General features: G+C 66.2%; 15 protein-coding genes. 11 read left to right on the forward strand and 4 right to left on the reverse strand.

What is annotated here, in order from left to right; translation table 11 throughout:
- The first annotated feature begins 22 nt into the window (after window positions 1-22).
- Window positions 23-1,561 carry a BCCT family transporter gene (locus ACVENA_RS10405; protein ID WP_449328727.1) on the forward strand — a complete coding sequence of 513 codons (1,539 nt, stop codon included), beginning with the start codon at window positions 23-25 and terminating at the stop codon, window positions 1,559-1,561.
- Between the two features lie 2 nt (window positions 1,562-1,563).
- Here ACVENA_RS10405 and ACVENA_RS10410 read toward each other — a convergent pair whose 3' ends face one another.
- Entirely contained in the window at window positions 1,564-3,642 is a 2,079-nt protein-coding gene (locus tag ACVENA_RS10410) for a M13 family metallopeptidase (protein WP_449328728.1), read from the reverse strand.
- Between the two features lie 234 nt (window positions 3,643-3,876).
- On the opposite strand from ACVENA_RS10410, the gene uvrA reads away from it, so the two are divergent.
- Together uvrA and ACVENA_RS10420 are read left to right on the forward strand one after the other, a co-directional pair.
- A complete protein-coding gene (gene uvrA / locus ACVENA_RS10415) occupies window positions 3,877-6,771 on the forward strand; it encodes an excinuclease ABC subunit UvrA (protein WP_449328729.1) in 2,895 nt (964 codons plus the stop codon).
- Window positions 6,772-6,999: 228 nt separating this feature from the next.
- Window positions 7,000-7,719 carry a hypothetical protein gene (locus ACVENA_RS10420; RefSeq protein ID WP_449328730.1) on the forward strand — a complete coding sequence of 240 codons (720 nt, stop codon included), beginning with the start codon at window positions 7,000-7,002 and terminating at the stop codon, window positions 7,717-7,719.
- A 111-nt stretch (window positions 7,720-7,830) separates the two neighbouring features.
- Here ACVENA_RS10420 and ACVENA_RS10425 read toward each other — a convergent pair whose 3' ends face one another.
- Window positions 7,831-8,139, reverse strand: a complete 309-nt coding sequence (locus ACVENA_RS10425) for a putative quinol monooxygenase (protein ID WP_449328731.1) — start codon at window positions 8,137-8,139, stop codon at window positions 7,831-7,833.
- Between the two features lie 188 nt (window positions 8,140-8,327).
- On the opposite strand from ACVENA_RS10425, the gene ACVENA_RS10430 reads away from it, so the two are divergent.
- The 7 genes from ACVENA_RS10430 to ACVENA_RS10460 all read left to right on the forward strand — a co-directional run bounded on the left by ACVENA_RS10430 (window position 8,328) and on the right by ACVENA_RS10460 (window position 15,219).
- A complete protein-coding gene (locus tag ACVENA_RS10430; RefSeq protein WP_449328732.1) occupies window positions 8,328-9,377 on the forward strand; it encodes a substrate-binding domain-containing protein in 1,050 nt (349 codons plus the stop codon).
- A gap of 170 nt (window positions 9,378-9,547) precedes the next feature.
- Window positions 9,548-10,924 carry a phosphate ABC transporter permease subunit PstC gene (gene pstC, locus ACVENA_RS10435; protein ID WP_449328733.1) on the forward strand — a complete coding sequence of 459 codons (1,377 nt, stop codon included), beginning with the start codon at window positions 9,548-9,550 and terminating at the stop codon, window positions 10,922-10,924.
- The gene (pstA, locus tag ACVENA_RS10440; protein WP_449328734.1) at window positions 10,917-12,173 is read left to right on the forward strand and encodes a phosphate ABC transporter permease PstA; all 1,257 of its coding nucleotides are present in this window, start codon (window positions 10,917-10,919) and stop codon (window positions 12,171-12,173) included. The genes pstC and pstA overlap by 8 nt, the downstream gene beginning before the upstream one ends.
- Window positions 12,174-12,175: 2 nt before the next feature.
- Window positions 12,176-12,958: a phosphate ABC transporter ATP-binding protein PstB gene (gene pstB / locus ACVENA_RS10445; RefSeq protein WP_449328924.1), complete on the forward strand. Its 783-nt coding sequence runs from the start codon at window positions 12,176-12,178 to the stop codon at window positions 12,956-12,958.
- 24 nt (window positions 12,959-12,982) lie between these two features.
- A complete protein-coding gene (phoU, locus tag ACVENA_RS10450) occupies window positions 12,983-13,705 on the forward strand; it encodes a phosphate signaling complex protein PhoU (protein WP_257550780.1) in 723 nt (240 codons plus the stop codon).
- Window positions 13,705-14,403: a phosphate regulon transcriptional regulator PhoB gene (phoB, locus tag ACVENA_RS10455; RefSeq protein ID WP_058815332.1), complete on the forward strand. Its 699-nt coding sequence runs from the start codon at window positions 13,705-13,707 to the stop codon at window positions 14,401-14,403. Before phoU ends, phoB begins: the two co-directional genes overlap by 1 nt.
- A 57-nt stretch (window positions 14,404-14,460) precedes the next feature.
- A complete protein-coding gene (locus tag ACVENA_RS10460) occupies window positions 14,461-15,219 on the forward strand; it encodes a hypothetical protein (protein WP_449328735.1) in 759 nt (252 codons plus the stop codon).
- 188 nt (window positions 15,220-15,407) lie between these two features.
- Here ACVENA_RS10460 and ACVENA_RS10465 read toward each other — a convergent pair whose 3' ends face one another.
- Window positions 15,408-15,581 (reverse strand): DUF1328 domain-containing protein, encoded by a 174-nt coding sequence (locus ACVENA_RS10465; protein ID WP_257550800.1) that lies wholly within the window; start codon window positions 15,579-15,581, stop codon window positions 15,408-15,410.
- 136 nt (window positions 15,582-15,717) lie between these two features.
- Window positions 15,718-17,058 carry a hypothetical protein gene (locus ACVENA_RS10470; RefSeq protein WP_449328736.1) on the reverse strand — a complete coding sequence of 447 codons (1,341 nt, stop codon included), beginning with the start codon at window positions 17,056-17,058 and terminating at the stop codon, window positions 15,718-15,720.
- Between the two features lie 177 nt (window positions 17,059-17,235).
- Between ACVENA_RS10470 and ACVENA_RS10475 the strand changes: the two genes are divergently transcribed.
- Window positions 17,236-19,950: a protein kinase domain-containing protein gene (locus ACVENA_RS10475; protein ID WP_449328737.1), complete on the forward strand. Its 2,715-nt coding sequence runs from the start codon at window positions 17,236-17,238 to the stop codon at window positions 19,948-19,950.
- Window position 19,951: the final 1 nt, after the last annotated feature.

Genomic DNA, 19,951 nt, shown 5'->3' on the forward strand with positions numbered 1-19,951 from the left:
CCATGTCCGAACGGCGGATCATTTGCCAGCAGCTTCTCGCCACCCGCTCAATCGACCGGTCTTTTTCATTCCGCTGGCGATCCTGACGATCGCGCTGCTGCTCAGCGTCTGGCAGGGCGCGGCGTTCGTCGCGGCGGAAACTGCCGTCAACGACTGGATACTGCGCCGCCTCGGCCCGCTGTTCGCGGGCGCCGGCGTCGCGTTCCTCGCGCTGCTCGGCGCGGTTGCCCTGTCTCCGCTCGGCCGGACGATCATCGGCGGCGCGGGCGCGCAGCCGTTGCTGAACCGCTGGCGATGGTTCGCGGTGATGCTCTGCACGACGATCGCGACCGGAATCCTCTTCTGGGGCGCCGCCGAGCCGTTGTTCCACCTGAACGCGCCGCCGCCGATGCTCGGCCTCGAGCCCGGCAGCGACGCCGCAGCGGCCTTCGCCATGTCAACGATGTTCCTGCACTGGACGCTCACGCCCTATGGCATCTACACCGTCGCCGCGCTCGCCTTTGCGCTCGTCTATTACAACCGCGGTGAGCCCTTCAGCCTGTCGTCGCTGTTCGTGCCCTTGCTCGGGCACCGGGCGCGGGGGCCGGTCGGCACCGGCATCGATATCGTCTGCCTCTATGCGCTCGTCGCGGGGATGGCGGCGTCGATGGGCGCGGGCATATTGGCGATCGCGGGCGGCATCGAAACGCTCGGCGGTTTCGCGGGCGGCATGCCGCTTCGCTGGGCCGTCGCGATCCTGATCGTCGCGAGCTTCCTGATCTCGGCCGCCACGGGCTTGCAGAAAGGCATAGCGGGGCTTTCGGTACTCAACACCTGGCTCTTCTTCGCCATTATCGCCTTCGCGCTGATCGCCGGACCGACGGCCAAGATGTTCGGCCTGTCGCTGCGCGGCGGCGCCGAATATGTCGGCACCTTCGTTCCCCGCAACCTCGGCCTCGACGTCGATGGCGACTGGAGCCGCCAGTGGACAATCTTCTATTGGGGGAACTGGTTCGCCTGGGCGCCGGTCACGGCGCTGTTCCTCGGCCGCCTCGCGGTCGGCTACAGCGTCCGCGAATTCATCCTGATGAACCTTGTCCTGCCTTCGCTGTTCGGGGCGCTGTGGATGACCGCCATCGCCGGATCGGCGATCGTCCTCGACCAGCACAGCGGCGCCGGCCTTTATGCCGTCATCGCCGCCAAGGGGCCGGACTCGGTGCTCTTCCGCCTGTTCGACGCATTGGGCGGCGGTCCTGCGGTGACCGGGCTCATCCTCTTCACCATCTTCCTCTCCTATGTCGCCGGCGCCGACGCCAATGTCTCGGCGATGAGCGCGCTATCGACGCGCGGCATCACGCCCGACGCGCCCGAGGCGCCGATGGCGGTCCAGAGCGTGTGGGGGATCGCGGTGGGGCTGGTAGCGGTCGTGCTCGTCGCCGCGTCGGGGATCGACGGCATCCGCATGATGTCGGTCCTGGGCGGGGCGCCCGCGCTGTTCGTGATCATCGGCGCGGCGCTGTCGCTGGCCGTGATGATGGCGCGGGGGCAGCGCGCAGCGGCCGCCCCCGTCATCGTCGATTAGCCTTACCAGATCCGGGTGCGATCCTCGGGCTTCAGATAATATTTGGCATTCGCCAGGACGTTGAACGCCTTGTACCAGGCATCGACGTTGCGCAGCGGCCCGATGATGCGCCAGCGTGAGGGGCTGTGCGGATCGCTCGCCACCTGCTGCTTGATCGCATCGTCGCGCGCCTTGTCGCGCCACGCCTGAGCAAAGGCGAGGAAGAAGCGCTGGTCGCCGGTCAGCCCGTCGATCACCGGCGCTTCCTTGCCGCCCAGCGAGCGGTGATAGGCGTCGTAGGCGACCTCCAGCCCGGCAAGATCGGCCAGATTTTCGCCCATCGTCAGATCGGGGTTGATGAAAGCGCCAGGCGCCGCTTCATAGGTCGCATATTGCGCGCCGAACCCCTTCGCCTGCTCGTCGAAGCGCTTGGCGTCGGCGGCAGTCCACCAGTCGCGCACCGCGCCGTTGGCATCGATCTTGCGCCCCTGATCGTCGAAGCCGTGCGTGATCTCATGCCCGATCACCGCGCCGATCGCGCCATAATTGACCGCATCGTCGACGCTCTCGGCGAAATAGGGCGCCTGCAGGATCGCCGCCGGAAAGACGATCTTGTTTTCGAGCCCGCCGTTATAGGCGTTCACTTCCTGCGGGTTCATCGACCATTTCTTGCGATCGACCGGCTTGTCGAGATCGGACAGCGCATAGGCATATTCGAACGCCGCGCTGCGTTTCACATTGCCGTAGAGGTCGGCGGGGTCGATCTTCAGCCCCGAATAGTCGCGCCACTTGTCGGGATAGCCGACCATCACGTCCATCTTCTCGAGCTTCGCGATCGCCGCCGCCTTGGTCTCGGGCGCCATCCAGCCGTTGCCGCGGATGCGGTCGCCCATCGCGAGCTTCAGATTGGCGACCAGCGCCTCCATCTTCGCCTTGGCGCTCGCGGGGAAATAGGCCTCCGCATATTCCTTGCCGACCAGTTCGCCGAGGCTGTCGTCGACCAGCCGCAGCCCCCGCTTCCAGCGCGGGCGCAATTCGCTAACCCCACTCAGCGCCTTGGTATATTCAAAGCGGCTGTCGACCCAGTCCTGGGACAGGTAATTCGCCGCATTGTCGGCAACATGGAATAACTGCCACAGCTTGAGCGTGTCGAGCGGCGTCTTCGCATAAAGTGCGGCGATATCGCGGATCGCACTATTCTCGTTGACGATGATCCGTTTCTGCGGCGCGATGCCGGCACCGGCGAACCAGGCGTTCCAGTCGAGTCCCGGCGCATAGGCGGCGAGTTCGGCCGACGACATCGGATTGTTGATCTTGCCAATGTCGCGGCGGTCGGCGATCACCCAACTCGCCTTCGCGATTTCGGTTTCGAAGGCGAGAATCGTGTCAGCGGCCTTTTCGGGCGCCGGATCGCCGATCATTTTCATCGTGCGGACGATATAGGCGCGATAAGCGTCGCGCTGCGGCTTGAAGCTGTCGTTCAGATAATAGTCGCGGTCGGGAAGCCCGATCCCGCCCTGCCCCAGCCACAGCACGTTCCGCGTCGGATCATTGCTGTCGGCATAAGGACCGCCGCCGACGATCGAAACACCGAACGCCCCCTGCGACGCCCCCATGAAGCGCGCCATTTCGGTTCGGTCCTTGATCGCCTGCACCGCCGCGATATCGGCCATCAGCGGCTTGGCGCCGAGCGCCTCGACGCGCGTTTCGTCCATGAAGCTCTGATAGAGGCCGCCGACCTGGCTCGTGGCGGACGCGCCGGTGACGAGCTGACGGAGCTGGCGCTGCGTCAGGTTATAAACGTCGTAATCGACCCCCGCCGACGCCTGGTCGGCCGGAATCTCGGTGCGGGCAAACCAGCCGCCATTCGCATATTTGTCAAAGTCGTCGCCAGGCTTCACCGACGTATCACGCGCGCCGAGATCAACGCCCCATGTTCCGAAGGTCAGCGCCTTCAGCGATCCATCACCCGATGTGGACGCATCGTCATTCGCTTCGGCAAGCAGCGTCTTCGCCCCGGCGCCATCATGCGCCAGGGCCGGCGCCGCCGCCAAGGCAGCGGCAAGCGCGAGGCCGGCGGCCCCTGCAAAAAACTTCATCATTCCCCAGTCTCCTAAGTCTCGTGCGCCGTCCCCTTTCGGGGACGACGGACATGTCCGACTTGTCCGCCGGTGATGCAAACGGGTCAAGCGAGCCGCCGGGCATTGGTCGAAGCCTCTGGGATGTTGGTGGAAAGCCTCCGCATTGCGGCGCGGCATCCGACCCCCTATCTAGGCGGCGACGCGGCGCAAGCGGCCTCTTGCGCCTTTAGAACAAATCTGGAACACAGCCTTCCCATGAGTCTCACCCACATTTCGGTGCGCGGCGCGCGCGAGCATAATCTCAAGGGCGTCGACGTCGACCTGCCGCGCGACGCGCTGATCGTCATCACCGGGCTTTCGGGCAGCGGCAAATCGAGCCTCGCCTTCGACACCATCTATGCCGAGGGCCAGCGGCGCTATGTCGAGAGCCTGTCGGCCTATGCGCGCCAGTTCCTCGAAATGATGCAGAAGCCCGACGTCGAGCATATCGACGGGCTTTCCCCCGCGATCAGCATCGAGCAGAAGACGACGAGCCGCAATCCGCGCTCGACGGTCGCGACGGTGACCGAAATCTATGACTATATGCGCCTGCTCTGGGCACGTGTCGGCATTCCCTATTCGCCCGCCACGGGCGAGCCGATCAGCGCGCAGACGGTCAGCCAGATGGTCGATCGCGTCCGCGAGCTTCCCGAGGGCACGCGCGCCTATCTGCTCGCGCCGGTCGTGCGCGGCCGCAAGGGCGAGTATCGCAAGGAACTCGCCCAGTGGCAGAAGGAGGGCTTCACCCGCGTCCGCATCGACGGTGAATTCTACGAGATCGAGGACGCGCCGGCGCTCGACAAGAAATACAAGCATGACATCGAGGTCGTCGTCGACCGCATCGTCGTGCGCGAGGGGATCGAGACGCGGCTCGCCGACAGTTTCGAGACCGCGCTGAAGCTGGCCGAAGGGCTCGCCTATGTCGACCTCGCCGACGGCGTCGTGCCGGGTCGCGAGGAAGAAGATACCGGCGGCGCGATGAAGGGCGCGGGAATCCCCGCGAACCGCATCATCTTCTCCGAGAAATTCGCCTGCCCCGTCTCGGGCTTCACCATCGCCGAGATCGAACCGCGCCTGTTCAGCTTCAACGCGCCGCAAGGCGCGTGCCCGGCGTGCGACGGGCTCGGCGAGCGGCTGGAGTTCGATCCCGAGCTCGTCGTCCCCAATCACGCGCTGAGCCTGAAAAAGGGCGCCGTCGTGCCGTGGGCGAAATCGAATCCGCCCTCGCCTTATTATATGCAGGTGCTCGAAAGCCTCGGCAAAGCCTATGATTTTGGGCTCGAAACGCCGTGGCAGGATTTGCCCGGCGGGGTGCAGCAGATCATCCTGCACGGCACCGGCGGCATGCCCGTCGAGCTGACCTTCAAAGACGGCAAGCGCACCTATACGACGCACAAGGCGTTCGAGGGCGTGATCGGCAATCTCAATCGCCGGATGCTGCAGACCGAGAGCGCGTGGATGCGCGAGGAGCTGAGCAAATATCAGACCGCACAGCCGTGCGAGACGTGCCACGGCGCGCGCCTGCGCCCCGAACCGCTCGCGGTGAAGATCGCGGGCGAGGATATCAGCCGGTCGGCGCAGCGCTCGGTCGCCGACGCGCTCGCCTGGTTCAGCACGCTCGACGAAAAGCTGAACGAGACGCAGCGCCAGATCGCGAAAGCGATCCTCAAGGAGATCAACGAGCGGCTCGGCTTCCTCAACAATGTCGGGCTCGATTATCTCAACCTCAACCGCACGTCGGGCACGCTCAGCGGCGGCGAGAGCCAACGCATCCGCCTCGCCAGCCAGATCGGCAGCGGCCTGTCAGGCGTGCTCTACGTCCTCGACGAGCCGAGCATCGGCCTCCACCAGCGCGACAACGACCGGCTGCTCGCAACGCTCAAGAGGCTCCGCGACCTCGGCAACACGGTGATCGTCGTCGAGCATGACGAGGATGCGATCCGGCACGCCGATTATGTCGTCGACATGGGCCCCGGCGCGGGCGTCCACGGCGGCGAGATCGTCGCCGAGGGCACGCTGAAGCAGGTTCTCGCGAACAAGAAGAGCCTGACCGCCGCCTATCTGACCGGCGCGAAGAAGATCGAGGTGCCGGCGCACCGCCGCCCCGGCAACGGCTTCGATCTGGTGCTCAAGGGCGCGCGCGCCAACAACCTACGCAATGTCACCGCGAAAATCCCGCTCGGCACCTTCACCTGCGTCACCGGCCTGTCGGGGTCTGGCAAGTCGAGCCTCGTCATCGACACGCTCTATGCCAGCGCGGCGCGGACGCTCAACGGCGCGCGGATGGTCGCGGGGCCGCACGACGCGCTGACCGGCCTCGAGCATTGCGACAAGGTGATCGACATCGACCAGTCGCCGATCGGCCGCACCCCGCGCAGCAACCCAGCGACCTACACGGGCGCCTTCACGGTGATCCGCGACTGGTTCGCGGGCCTGCCCGAGGCGCAGGCGCGCGGGTACAAGCCCGGGCGCTTCAGCTTCAACGTCAAGGGCGGGCGGTGCGAGACCTGCACCGGCGACGGGCTGATCAAGATCGAGATGCACTTCCTGCCCGACGTCTATGTGACCTGCGAGACGTGCCACGGCAAACGCTACAACCGCGAAACGCTGGAGGTGAAGTTCAAGGGGCGGAGCATCGCCGACGTGCTCGACATGACGGTCGAGGATGCCGCCGATTTCTTCAAGGCGGTGCCCGCGATCCGCGACAAGATGGCGATGCTCGTCCGCGTCGGGCTCGGCTATATCAAGGTCGGGCAGCAGGCGACGACGCTGTCGGGCGGCGAAGCACAGCGCGTCAAACTAGCCAAGGAATTGTCGCGGCGCTCGACCGGGCAGACGCTCTACATCCTCGACGAACCGACGACGGGGCTGCATTTCGAGGATGTCCGCAAATTGCTCGAAGTGCTGCAGGCGCTGGTCGATCAGGGCAACAGCGTCGTGGTGATCGAGCATAATCTCGACGTCATCAAGACCGCCGACTGGATCGTCGACCTCGGCCCAGAAGGCGGCGTCAAGGGCGGCGAGATCGTCGCCGCGGGGACGCCCGAACAGGTGGTGAAGGAGAAGCGCAGCTTCACCGGGCAATATCTGGCGCCGCTGCTCGAAAAATAGGCAAAGCCCCTTCCCTTCGAGGGGAAAGTCCCCCCTGATCCGTCGCCGCCCCGGATCGGGCCGGAGTCGAAAGATCGGGCGAGCGTCGAAGATCGCGACCGAAGAAAGGGCAAGTGCAGCGCCCAAAGAAATCCCTCCGTTTCGGCGCGATTACTTACATCGTTGACAACGGTATTTCGCCCTCGCAAGAAGCGGTTGTCGCGTTCTGCGACATTGGGGGAAATGTCTATGAAATCCGTGAGGGTCGCCACCACTTTGGTTGGCGCGTTCGTCGTGCTCGCCGCAAATGTCCAGGCGCAGGAAGCCTCCGCGCCAGCCGCCGAAAGCCCCGCCGCCGAGGCAACGGCCGAAGCCGAAGCCGCACCGGCCGTCGCTCTGGTCGCTGCCCCGACGCCGACGCTGCTGCTGCCGCCGTATAGCGAGGTCATCCTGACCCCCGACGTCGAAGCGTCGAGCAAGAAGCTGCGCGAGGGCGACACCGTGCTGATGCACAGCCTGTTCGACGTGATGCACAACGGCGTCGTCGTGATCCCGAAGGGCACGCCGGCGCGCGCCACGGTGACCTGGCGCACCGGCAAGGGCGCGTTCGGCAAGTCGGCGAAGATGGAACTCACTTTCAACGAGCTGACGATGGCGAACGGTCAGAAGCTCGGCCTGTCGGGCCTGCACCGGCAGGAAGGCGCTGGCAACACCGGCGCCGCGGTCGGCGCGGTGGTCGCGGTCGGCGTCTTCGGCGCCTTCGTCACCGGCAAGTCCGCGATCGTCCCGGTCGGCCAGCAACTGACCGCGCGCACCGCCGAAGCGCTGCCCTATGTCATCCCGGCCGGCGCGAAGATCGTGCGGACCGCCGAGCTGGCGCCCGCAGCGCCCGCCGCCGCACCTGCCGCCGAACCCGATGCAGCTCCCGCCGCGGAGCCCGTCGTCACGACGACGCCCACCGCGGGCTGAACCAGCGGGCCAACCGGCCACAGTGGCGCCCCGGACGGGTTCCGGGGCGCTTTTCTTTTGCTCGCGCACGCGCGCCAGCCTCCCTCCCGTAGGCGGGAGGGAAGCAGACGGTCACCCCATCAGCTTCGCGGTGACATCCTCGGCCGCATAGATGCGGATCACCGGCGGCTGCGGCGACAGCGCGCGCATTTCGGCGACGAAGGCCCCCGAGGCGGGCACCGCGAAATGGGCGCGGACCGCGTCGACGCTCTCCCACTCCTCGACGAACATCATCCGGTCGCGGGTCTCGACATCGACATGGCAATGATGCGCCAGACACCCCGCCTCGCCCCGCGACCGCGCGCTATGCTCGGCCCCAAGCGCAATCATGCGCTCGCGATGCTGGGAAGTAAGGATGACGTGGCCGGTGATGAGGATCATGATCCGTCCCTTCGCTGCTTTCGCCTGCATGATAGGGGTTTTACGGCGCCATGCCACAGGGCTGTTCATGACACTTATATGACGTCCTCTGTCACAAACACGTCACACGAATCCCCCATTGGCGGCTCAGCGAGTCGCCCTCGGGGGTGGTGGCTTGGTTCGGTAACGACCCTCGACAGGATTTTCCCATGGTGAAGAAATTTGCCCTCACCGCTTGCGTCGCGACCGCCGCGCTGGCGCTTTCCGCGTGCCAGGACCAGGCCTCGTCAGGCGGCGCGGCGCGCGATTATATCAGCGCGGTCGGCTCCTCGACCGTCTATCCCTTCGCGACCGCGGTCGGCGAGAAGTTCGCCGAGGCAACCGGGAACAAGGTGCCGAAGATCGATTCGACCGGCACCGGCGGCGGCTTCGAGCGTTTCTGCCAGGGCGCGGGCGGCGACACGCCCGACATCGCCAATGCCTCGCGCCGGATGAAGAAGAAGGAATTCGACACCTGCGCCAAGAATGGCGTCACCGACATCGTCGAAATCCAGGTCGGCATCGACGGCATTGCGCTGGGCGAAGCGCAGCGCGGCCCCGGCTTCAAGCTGACCGAGGAAGACGTCTACAAGGCGCTTGCGGCGAACCCCTATGGCAAGCCGAACACCGCGAAGACGTGGAAGGACGTCAACCCGGCGCTCCCCGCGGTCGGCATCTCGGTCTTTGGTCCGCCGTCGACCAGCGGCACGTACGATGCGTTCAAGGAGCTGATCCTCGGCAAGGGCTGCGACGCCAACCCCGAGATGAAGGCGCTCAAGGACAGCGACAAGGACAAGCATGAGGCGGTCTGCACCGGCCTGCGCGGCGCGCCCTTCTATGTCGAGCAGGGCGAGAACGACAATCTGATCATCTCGAAGCTCGACAAGAACCCCGACAGCCTCGGCATCTTCGGCTTCTCCTACCTCGACGCCAACAAGGACAAGATCAAGGCGGTGCCGGTGCAGGGCGTGTCGCCGACCTATGACACGATCGCCGGCGGCAGCTATCCGGGGTCGCGGCCGCTGTTCATCTATATCAAGAAGGCGCATGTCGGCGTCGTCCCGGGGCTCGCCGAATATGTGGCGGAATTCCTGAAGGGTGCGGCGAAGGACGGCTATCTTGCCGCCAAGGGTCTGGTCATCTCGCCCCCCGACGTGGCGGCGAAGGCCGCGGCGAACGCCAAGGGCATGACACCGCTGAATGGCGCGGAACTGAAATAACCTTCCCCCCGCTGGTGGCTGGGGCGGGTTTCGTCCGGTCCGGCCACCATTTTTCCACGGATCGTCATTGCGAGGAGCGAAGCGACGCGGCAATCCAGAATATGCGGAAACCGCTCTGGATTGCGTCGCTTCGCTCGCAATGACGAAGGTTTTGACCGGATGACGATCAAGTGACCTTCAACGCCGCGGCCCTACTCCTGCTCATCGCAGGCCTCGCGCTGATCGGCTGGCTTGCCGGCCGCGGGCGCTCTGCATTGCTCGCGGAGCGCGCGGGTGCGAAACTGCATTCGCGGCCGCAATATCATGGCTGGTATGTTGCGCTGTGGCTGTTCGTCCCCGCCGCGATTTTCCTCGCCGTCTGGTCGAGCGTGTCGCCCGCGCTGATCACCAACAGCGTGCTCGCGAGCGACGCGGCGCAGAGCCTGCCCGCCTTCGGCTTCGAGCGCGGCGCGATCCTGTCCGACGCGCGCAACGTCGCGCAAGGCGCGCAGGCCGCGGTGCGCATTCCCGCCGCCGCGCCGCTGGTGAAACCCTATGCCGACGCGACGCATAGCTACGCGTGGATCGGCATCGCGGCGATGCTGGCGCTCGCACTCGCGGGCGGACTCTATGCCTTCACGCGGATCAGGCCCGATTTCCGGGCGCGGACGCGGGTCGAGAAGATCGTCATGGCGATCCTGCTGCTCGCCTCGCTCGTCGCGATCCTGACGACCTTCGGGATCGTGCTGTCGCTGCTCTTCGAATCGATCCGCTTCTTCAGCCTCGTCCCCGCGACCGAGCTGCTGTTCGGCACCTATTGGAACCCGCAGAGCGGCGCGGCGCAGCCCGATACCTTTGGCGGCATTCCGCTGTTCTGGGGCACGGTGCTGATCGGCGCGATCATCGCGATGATCGTCGCCATTCCGATCGGGATGATGACCGCGGTGTACCTCACCCAATATGCCGCGCCGCGCGTGCGCAAATGGGTGAAGCCGTTGCTCGAGATTCTCGCGGGGGTGCCGACGGTCGTCTATGGCTATTTCGCCGCGCTGACGGTGGCGCCGGCGCTGCGCGAGTTCGCGGTGATGCTGGGCATTCCGAACGCCTCGACCGAAAGCGCACTCGCCGCGGGCATCGTGATGGGGGTGATGATCATCCCGTTCGTGTCGTCGATGGCCGACGACAGCATCAACGCGGTGCCGCAGGCGATGCGCGACGGATCGCTCGCACTGGGCGCGACGCCGAACGAGACGATCCGGCAGGTGCTGATCCCCGCCGCGCTGCCCGGCGTGATGGGCGGCATCCTGCTCGCGGTCAGCCGCGCGATCGGCGAGACGATGATCGTGGTGATGGCGGCGGGGCTTTCCGCCAACCTCACTGCCAATCCCTTTGCCAGCGTCACCACGGTGACCGCGCAGATCGTCAAACTGCTGACCGGCGACCAGGAATTCGATAGCGCGAAGACGCTTGCGGCGTTCGCGCTGGGGCTGGTGCTCTTCCTCGTCACGCTGCTGCTCAACATCGTCGCGCTGCGCATCGTCAAAAAGTATCGCGAAGCCTATGAATAGAGACACCGCCCCCACCGACTGGAAGGGCATCGCGATGCAGAAGCGCATCGCGAGCCGCTATGCCGCCGAGCGCCGATTCAAGCTGTTCGGGCTGGGCGCGGTGCTGCTGTCGGGCGCTTTCCTGGCCTTCCTGCTGTTCGTGATGGTCGGCAACGGCCTGCGCGGCTTCACCTACACCAATGTCGAGGTGCCGATCGACTTCAAGGCGATGCCGCTAACGGTCGACGCATCACGGCTCGGCGACCCCGACGCCGACCGGGCGATCGCGAACGCGGGGCTGGCCGACATCGTCGCCTTCGCCGCCGACGAGGCGCTGGGCGCCGACGGGTCGAAGCTGCTTTCGGAAAATGCGTGGAAGGAAGTCCGCACCGCGATCAAGGCCGATCCCGAGCTGCTCACGGCAAAGACGGTCTTTCACCTTCCCGCCGCGTCCGAAGTCGATATCGCCGCCAAGGAAGGCGCCAAGGGCGCCCTCGGCGCGAAGGTCGAGGCGCTGGAGAAGGATGGCAAGCTGTCGACCGGCATCCACTGGTCCTTCTTCCGCAACGCCGATGCGACCGATCCCGCGGTCGCGGGCATCTGGGGGGCGCTCAAGGGATCGGTGCTGACGATCTTCATTGCCTTCCTCATCGCGTTCCCGACCGGCGTGCTCGCGGCGCTCTATCTCGAGGAATATGCGCCGAAGAACCGCTGGACCGACCTCATCGAAGTGTCGATCAACAATCTGGCCGCGGTGCCCTCGATCATCTTCGGCCTGCTCGCACTCGCGGTATTCATCAACTGGTTCGGGCTTTGCCAGGCGAGCGCGCTCGTCGGCGGGCTGACGCTGGCGCTGATGACGATGCCGGTGATCGTCATCGCCGCGCGCAACGCGATCAAGGCGGTGCCGCCATCGATCCGCGACGCCGCGCTCGGCGTCGGGGCCAGTCCCGTGCAGGTGGTGTTCCACCACGTCCTGCCGCTCGCGCTACCGGGCATCCTCACCGGCACGATCATCGGCATGGCGCGCGCGCTCGGCGAGACGGCACCGCTGCTGCTGATCGGGATGCGCGCCTTTATCGGCGACGTGCCGAACGGCATCTGCGCGCCCTCGACCGTACTGCCGATGCAGATTTTCCTCTGGTCCGACGAGGTCGACCGCGGCTTCGTCGAGAAGACCTCGGCGGCGATCATCGTGCTGCTCATCGTGCTGCTGTCGATGAACGCGCTCGCCATCTATCTCCGCAACAAATTCGAAAAACGCTGGTGAATATGACCCAAGACGATCTGACCATCGCCGATCCCAAGATGAAGGCCCAGGGGGTCGACGTCTTCTATGGCGAGAAACAGGCGATCAGGGATGTGTCGATCGACGTCGGCACCGATCTGGTCACCGCCTTCATCGGCCCTTCGGGCTGCGGCAAGTCGACCTTCCTGCGCTCGCTCAACCGGATGAACGACACCGTCGCCAGCGCGCGGGTCACGGGCACGATCCTGCTCGACGGCGAGGATATCTATGCGCCGTCGATGGACGTCGTGCAGCTTCGCGCGCGCGTCGGCATGGTGTTCCAGAAGCCGAACCCCTTCCCCAAATCGATCTACGACAATGTCGCTTATGGCTCGCGCATCCACGGACTCGCGGCGAACAAGGCCGACCTCGACGTCATTGTCGAACGCGCGCTGACCCGCGCCGGCCTGTGGGATGAGGTCAAGGATCGCCTCGGCGAGAGCGGCACGGCGCTGTCGGGCGGCCAGCAGCAGCGCCTCTGCATCGCGCGCGCGATCGCCGTCGATCCCGAAGTCATATTGATGGACGAGCCCTGCTCGGCGCTCGACCCGATCGCGACCGCGAAGATCGAGGAACTGATCCACGAATTGCGCGGCAAATATGCGATCGTGATCGTCACGCACAATATGCAGCAGGCGGCGCGCGTGTCGCAGCGCACGGCTTTCTTCCACCTCGGGACGCTGGTCGAATATGGCAAGACCACCGACATCTTCACCAACCCGCGGCAGGAACGCACCAAGGACTATATCACCGGCCGCTACGGTTGATCGTAGCGCAAGAGGACAAGAGTGATGGCACTTACCAACGATCATACCGTCAAGGCTTTCGACGAGGATCTGAACCGCCTGCGCGGGCTGATCAGCGAGATGGGCGGCCGCGCCGAGCAGGCGCTGCTCCAGGCGATGACCGCGCTCGGCAAGGGCGATCTCGCACTCGCGGCGCAGGTCGTGCAGGGCGACAAGAAGATCGACGCGCTCGAAACCGAGGTCGAGCAGCTCACCGTCCAGACGATCGCGCTCCGCGCCCCGATGGCCGACGACCTGCGCGAGATGATCGCGGCGCTCAAGATCGTCTCGGTCGTCGAGCGGATCGGCGATTATGCGAAGAATATCGCCAAGCGCGTCGCGCTGATGGACCCGACCCGCTCGATCGAGGCGATCCCGGTGCTGACGTCGATGTCCTCGCTCGTCGCCGAACTGATCCACGACGCGCTCGACAGCTTCGCCGCGCGCGACGCCGACCTCGCGGTGCGGGTCACCGTCCGCGACAAGAATGTCGACGATTTCTACAACAGCATCTTCCGCACGCTCGTGACCTTCATGATGGAAAATCCGAAGCACATCACCGAAAGCGCGCACCTGCTGTTCGTTGCCAAGAATCTCGAACGCATGGGCGACCATGCGACCAACATCGCCGAGATGGTCTATTATGTCGTCACCGGCGAACGAATGGAGGAGCGCGAGCGCGGCGAAAGCCCCGAAGGCGGCGCGGCCGCGGAGAAGGAGCAAGGCTGATGCCGCAGCCCGACCTGCTGCTGATCGAGGATGACGAGGCGATCGCCGAACTGATCGTCTGGCATTTCGCACGCGAAGGCTTTTCGGTCCGCCAGACCCCTGACGGCGAACAGGCGCTGATCCTGGTCGAGGAGCGCGTTCCCGACATCGTCCTGCTCGACTGGATGATCGAGAGCCTGCCGGGAATCGAAGTCTGCCGCCGCCTGCGCCGCAATCCCAAATCGGCGAACGTGCCGATCATCATGCTCACCGCGCGCGGCGAGGAGGAGGACCGCATCCGCGGCCTCGAAACCGGCGCCGACGATTATGTGACCAAGCCGTTCAGCCCGCGCGAGCTCGTCGCGCGCGTCTCGGCCGTGCTGCGCCGCCTGCGCCCCGCGCTCGCCGGCGAGCTGCTCGCCTATGCCGACATCGAGCTCGATTCGGTCGCGCACAAGGTGGTGCGCAATGGCCAGATCGTCGCGATGGGGCCGACCGAATTTCGCCTGCTCCGTCATTTCATGGAGCATCCGGGCCGCGTCTTTTCGCGCGGACAGTTGCTCGACAGCGTGTGGGGGCAGGACAGCGATATCGAGTTGCGCACGGTCGATGTGCATATTCGCCGCCTGCGCAAGGCGATCAACCTGCCCGGCACCGCGGACATCATCCGCACGGTGCGCTCGGCGGGCTATGCGCTCGACGCGGGCAAGAGCATTTAGGATCGCCGCGATCGGATGCGGGTGGAACCGCCCAAATCGCGCGCGCGTTAGGGCGGGATGACGAAACGAAACCACGCGGGCCTGCTGTCGCCCCTGATGCTGATGCTCGCGGCCTGCAATGGTGGGGGCGAGCAGCAGGCGGCACCATCCGGCCAATCCGCCGCCGACGCGCCGCCCGCGAAAGCCGCCGTCGAGACTGCATCCGGCACGCCGGCCACGACCGCACCCGCAGCCGCGCCCGCCGGGCCGCGATCCTGCGCGGCGGAAATCGGCCAGCAGGCAGCCGACCGCCGCGTCGCGATCTGCCGCAACCTGTCGCCCGCGACGCATCCGCCGTGCAACGCCGCCAACAGCTGCGCGATGATCGAGAATGAGATTGCGCGAAGCTGCGCGATGCTCGGCAAGGATGGCGCGCTGCCCGCGGATTGCCGCCCCGCGCCCGACAGCAAGGCGGCGGCGATCGGGGTCGTGAAGCTTTACTATTCCGCGATCGATGCCGGGGATTACGATACCGCGTGGCTGCAATGGGGCGAGAATGGCCCGCCGAAGCAGACGCCGGACGGGTTCCGCACCGGCTTTGCCCACACGCGCTCGACCCGCGTGACGATCGGCACGGTCGGGGATGCCGAGGGTGCCGCAGGCTCGATCTATCTGACGGTTCCGGTCACCGTCGAAGCGACGCTCGACACCGGCGCATCGCAGCGCTTCGGTGGAGATTATGTCCTGCGCCGCGTCAACAATGTCGACGGCGCGAGCGCGGACCAATTGCGTTGGCATATAACGTCCGCCAAGCTTCGGCCCCTGCCCGCGCGCTAATCTCGGATAAAAAAGCCGCGTGCTCCCGCGAAGGCGGGAGCCCATCTCCGGGCGGCGCGATCTTGAGCCGGTCGGAGATGGATCCCCGCCTTCGCGGGGACACACTTATGTTTCATCAATCGATGAAATGAAAAACCCGGCCGCCTGACAGGCGACCGGGCCGATAAGCTCATCTTGCGAACGCTCCGTCAGGGAAGCGTGGTCCGCCCGCCGCGTCCGAAGAGGAAGGCGACGACGAACAACACGACGCCGATGATCAACAGGATTTTCGCAAACTCGGCCGAAATGCCCGCAATGCCGCCGAAGCCGAGCAGCGCGGCAATAAGCGCCACGACCGCAAAAATAATAGCCCATCTGAACATGCCTATTCTCCCTATTGGCGCGCGACCTCACCCTCGCCCGCGCGTCGGGCGAAAGGGGCATCGCATCATCCTGTTTGGATGATCGAGAAACGCGCGCCAGTGCAGGAAGTTCCGGTGGCCCCGTGGCCGGTGCCGGTCAGCGCAGCCGCCACTTGGCGCCGATCTGCTCCGCCGGACACCAGCGCATCGGCGGGCCGGTATCCTGAATGGTAAGTTGGATGCGCGTCGGCGATAGGATTTTTACCTCCATTTCCCATTCGGGAAGGAAGAAGGAACCGCGCGATTTTTCGACCTTGCCGAGCGGACCGACGAAATTCTCCTCGAGGCCGCCCGGCGCGCCGCCGCCGCGCATCAGGCCGAGGCGCTTGCCGTCATAGTAGAGCGCCTCGAAGCCGGGGTTCGAGCAAGGCTCGGTCTCGTCCACATAATAACCCGATACGATGCCGAGCGGCGCGACGGGCTTTTGCCCCGCCGCCTGCGCGCCCGACGCCGCCCCCGCCGCCGAGGCGCATTGCGGAACGAGCGCGCGGATCGCGGCGGTCGAACCGCCAAGCGAGACATAGCTCAGATCCTTCCATTCATCGCCACCGTCGCTGCTCGCGATCAGCGACAGGTCGGTATCGCGGCCGCTGAGCAGGCTTTCGACGACCGGGTCGATCGTCCCGCTGAAATCGCCCTTCCCCGGCTCCTGCACGAGAGTCTGCGTTCCTTCGCGATCCTCCATCGAGCTTCGGAACGAAAGCAGCAGCGGATGCCCCGCGGCGGGAAGTGGAACGCCGGCTTTCGGCACGACGGTCATATAAAGACCGCCGCCGGGCTGACAGCGGATGCCGATCGCCGCGAATTCGGGGTGTCCGGTCACCGCCGCGATCGCACCCGATCCCGTCCCCGCGAACTGCCACCGCGCGGTGTGCTGGGGCGGCGGGGTAAAATTCTCTTCCTCGCCAGCACCGTCGCCGCCCTTCATCTTGGACGGATCGACGTTCCGCTGCATTCCGGTCTGCACCCATTTCTGGCCGTTCCAAACAAGGGTTTGTCCGCAAACCTCCGCGCCATATCCACCGCAGACGCTGCCGTGGGTCAACAGCATCAGCCCCTTGCGCTTCGCGTCGACGGATATGATGTCCCAGCCGCGGACATTGTCGTTGAAAATTTCGCGCAGGCCGTTCTTGGTCGAACCGAGGATGCCGATCACGCAACCCGCGGTCCCGCACCACGCCGAATAACCCGACGTCGTGCAGCGGGTCGCGGCATATTCGATCACCCAGTCGGGCTTGCCGTCGTTCGTCACCTCGACCTGGGTCGCGAAACCCGCGCGATCGGGAACGAACTTGCCGCCTTCGGCGCGGCAATCCTGCTTGAGCTGGTCATAGACCGCCTGCACCTCGCGCGGCCAGGGCTTCGGCGCGGTCTGGGCATCAACGGTGGCCTGCAGCGAACAGGCGGCAAGCGACATCAGAGCAAGGACAAAACGCATGATGTTCCCCCGGTTCAAAAATAGATCGATCGCGACGACTCACCTATCACGGCGCACGGTGCGTCTGCCGCCAAGTCTTCCCGTCACCTAAATGCGCGGCAACGGCAAAGTCTTGATGCCGCTATCAAGAATTTCTAAAGCTTGGGAAAAGCGGGCGTAACAGGGGGTCGTAAAGCCATGTCAGCTACTCATTCGTCGCGGCGGCGGCGGCGGTTATGGCGCTTTGTGAACGCTGAGTTCGACGAAGCGAGCTGGACGCTGCGCATCGGCGGCGCCCCCGTCGCGCTCGAGGGCAAGCCGCTCGAGGTGCTGCATGAACTGCTGCTGCGCGCGGGCGAAGTCGTCACCAAGGACGAGATTCTCGATGCGGTCTGGCCCGGCGTGACCGTGGTCGAGGGCTCTCTCGCGACCGCCATTTCGAAGCTGCGCAAGGCGCTCGGTACTGCGGGTTCGGACATCGTCGCCACCGTGCCGCGTGTCGGCTATCGCCTGACCGCGCCGGTCGAGGTCGAAAGCATCGACACGCCGCTCGCGCCGCGTTTCGCTTTCACCACCGGGGACAGTGTTCCCGGACGCAAGGCCTGGCAACTCGAACGGCCGCTGGGTGACACCGGCGCCGCGGACGTCTGGCTCGCGCACCAGGCCAAGACGGGCGAGCAGCGGGTGTTCAAATTCGCCGACGCGCCCGACCGGCTGCGCGCGCTGAAGCGCGAGGCGGCGCTGTCGCGCCTTGTGTCGGCCGGGCTCGGGAAGGCTTCGCCGCTTCCAGCGCTGCACGAATGGAATTTCGACGCGGCGCCCTTCTTTCTCGAATATGCCTGGGGCGGGCGCGATCTGCTTGCCTGGGCCGAAGGCGGCTTGTCCGCAATCCCGCTCGCCGAGCGGCTGGCGGTCGCGGCGATGGCAGCGCGCGCGGTCGCGGGCATCCACAGCGTCGGCGTCCTCCACAAGGATCTGAAGCCCGCCAACATGCTGATCGACGACAGCGAGAACGGCCCGGTGCTGCGGCTCGTCGATTTCGGCAGCGGGCGGCTGATCGACGACGCGCTGCTCGCCAGCTTTCAGATCACCAATCCGGGTTCGCTCGATACCGATCTCGGCAAGGACGAGCCGCGGTCGGGCACGCTCGCCTATCGTGCGCCTGAATTGGTCGGCGACGCGGTGCCGACGGTGAAGAGCGACATCTACGCGCTGGGGCTGATCCTCTATCAGCTCGTCGTCGGCGATTTCACCGCGGCGCTTGCGCCGGGCTGGGAGGAGCGGGTCGCCGACCCGCTGCTGCAGGGCGACATCGCGCGCGCTGCCGCGCTGACGCCGGGCGACCGGCTGGACAGCGCCGCCGACCTTGCCGAGCGGATCGAGCGGCTGGACGACCGCCGCGCCCAGGCCGCCGAAGCCGCCGAGCGCGCCGCCTTCCTGGCCGATCAGAAACGCCGCGAGGAGCGCCGCGCGGCGCAGCGGCCGTGGGTCCGCGCCGCCTTCGCGAGCCTGACCGCCGGGCTGCTCGCGACCTCGGCGCTCGCGGCCTATGCCTGGCACCAGCGGGGCGCCGCACTCGCCGCGCGCGAACTGACCGAGACCAGCTATGCCTTCATCGCCGAGGATGTGCTGGGCAGCCCCGACCCCGCCAAATCGAGTGCCGACGAAACCGTCGTCGACGCGATCAAGCGCGCGAGCGAGCAGATCGACCAGCGTTTCGCGGCCAATCCGGGGATCGCCGCGCGGCTGCACCTCGCCATCGCGCGCGCCTTTCACCAGCGCTCCGACCCCGACACCGCGCGCGGCGAATATGCGCGCGCCGACGCGCTGTTCGCGAAGGCAGGCGAGACCGAAAGCGACGACGCCATCACCGGCCGCCTCGACCGCATCAATATGGAGGCGACGTCGGGTCAGCCCGAGCGGCTCGAGGAGGCGGGTCGCCTGCTGGAGAAGGAGCGCGCGCGGCTCGGCAAGCGCGGCGAGACCGGCCGCATGGGCTTCGCGCTCGCGCGCGCCGAAGGCGCCTATGATTATTTCGCCGACATCGAACGGGCCGAGCCCGCGTTCCGCCGCGCGGTGGCGATCGGCGAAGCGAGCGGAGCCGATGTGCCGCCGGGGCAGTTACTCAAGGCGCGCTCGTCGCTGGTGCTGACTTTGATGCGGCTCGGGCAGGCCGACAAGGCCGAGCCGATCGCGCGCGCGATCGTCGCCGATTCGACGCGCATCCGCGGCGCCGATCATCCCGACACGCTCGTCACCCGCCAGCACTGGCTGAACAGCCTGTCGATGACCGGGCGCTACAAGGAAGCGCTGGACGGCAGCACGCCGCTGCTCGCGGCGATGGAAAAAAGGTTCGGCCCTGACCATCGTTTCACCCTCGGCCTGCGTTCGACCCGTTTCGAGAGCTTCGCCGCCCTCGGCCGCTATGCCGAGGCGGCAGCCGAGGCGGAGAAGGTCTGGAAAGGCGCGGCCACGCAGGCCGGGGCGCATTCGCATCAGGCGCTGACCGGGCAGATCGACTATGCCTCGGCGCTCTGCCAGACGCCGCAGCGGGCGAAAGCGCTGGGTCTCGCGCGCGACGCGCTCGACACCAGTCTTTCGGCGTTCGGCGCCGATTATCCGCTCACGCACGCAATCCGCTATTTCACCGCCGAATGCCTGATCGCCAACCAGCGCTTCGCCGAAGCCGGGCCGATGCTGGCCGCGGTCGACCGCGAAAAGACCGCGCAGCTTCTCGGCAATCCCGATTTCGACGCCACCGTCGACGTCGCGCTGGCCGAGGTCGCCGTCGGCGATCACGACAAGGCCGGGGCGCGGCGGCTGCTCGACAAGGCTGCCCCCGCGCTTGCGAAGACAAAGGACGAGATATTGCGCGCACGCGCGGCAAAGCTCGACCGGGCGCTGGCATCCTGAA

The organism is Sphingopyxis sp. 550A (assembly GCF_053569535.1).

What these genes read in the sequence shown, in the direction of transcription:
- ACVENA_RS10410 (WP_449328728.1), bottom strand. Translation starts at nt 3,642, where the DNA reads ATGATGAAGTTTTTTGCAGGGGCCGCCGGCCTCGCGCTTGCCGCTGCC.
- uvrA (WP_449328729.1), top strand. Translation starts at nt 3,877, where the DNA reads ATGAGTCTCACCCACATTTCGGTGCGCGGCGCGCGCGAGCATAATCTC.
- ACVENA_RS10420 (WP_449328730.1), top strand. Translation starts at nt 7,000, where the DNA reads ATGAAATCCGTGAGGGTCGCCACCACTTTGGTTGGCGCGTTCGTCGTG.
- ACVENA_RS10425 (WP_449328731.1), bottom strand. Translation starts at nt 8,139, where the DNA reads ATGATCCTCATCACCGGCCACGTCATCCTTACTTCCCAGCATCGCGAG.
- ACVENA_RS10430 (WP_449328732.1), top strand. Translation starts at nt 8,328, where the DNA reads ATGGTGAAGAAATTTGCCCTCACCGCTTGCGTCGCGACCGCCGCGCTG.
- pstA (WP_449328734.1), top strand. Translation starts at nt 10,917, where the DNA reads ATGAATAGAGACACCGCCCCCACCGACTGGAAGGGCATCGCGATGCAG.
- pstB (WP_449328924.1), top strand. Translation starts at nt 12,176, where the DNA reads ATGACCCAAGACGATCTGACCATCGCCGATCCCAAGATGAAGGCCCAG.
- phoU (WP_257550780.1), top strand. Translation starts at nt 12,983, where the DNA reads ATGGCACTTACCAACGATCATACCGTCAAGGCTTTCGACGAGGATCTG.
- phoB (WP_058815332.1), top strand. Translation starts at nt 13,705, where the DNA reads ATGCCGCAGCCCGACCTGCTGCTGATCGAGGATGACGAGGCGATCGCC.
- ACVENA_RS10460 (WP_449328735.1), top strand. Translation starts at nt 14,461, where the DNA reads ATGACGAAACGAAACCACGCGGGCCTGCTGTCGCCCCTGATGCTGATG.
- ACVENA_RS10465 (WP_257550800.1), bottom strand. Translation starts at nt 15,581, where the DNA reads ATGTTCAGATGGGCTATTATTTTTGCGGTCGTGGCGCTTATTGCCGCG.
- ACVENA_RS10470 (WP_449328736.1), bottom strand. Translation starts at nt 17,058, where the DNA reads ATGCGTTTTGTCCTTGCTCTGATGTCGCTTGCCGCCTGTTCGCTGCAG.
- ACVENA_RS10475 (WP_449328737.1), top strand. Translation starts at nt 17,236, where the DNA reads ATGTCAGCTACTCATTCGTCGCGGCGGCGGCGGCGGTTATGGCGCTTT.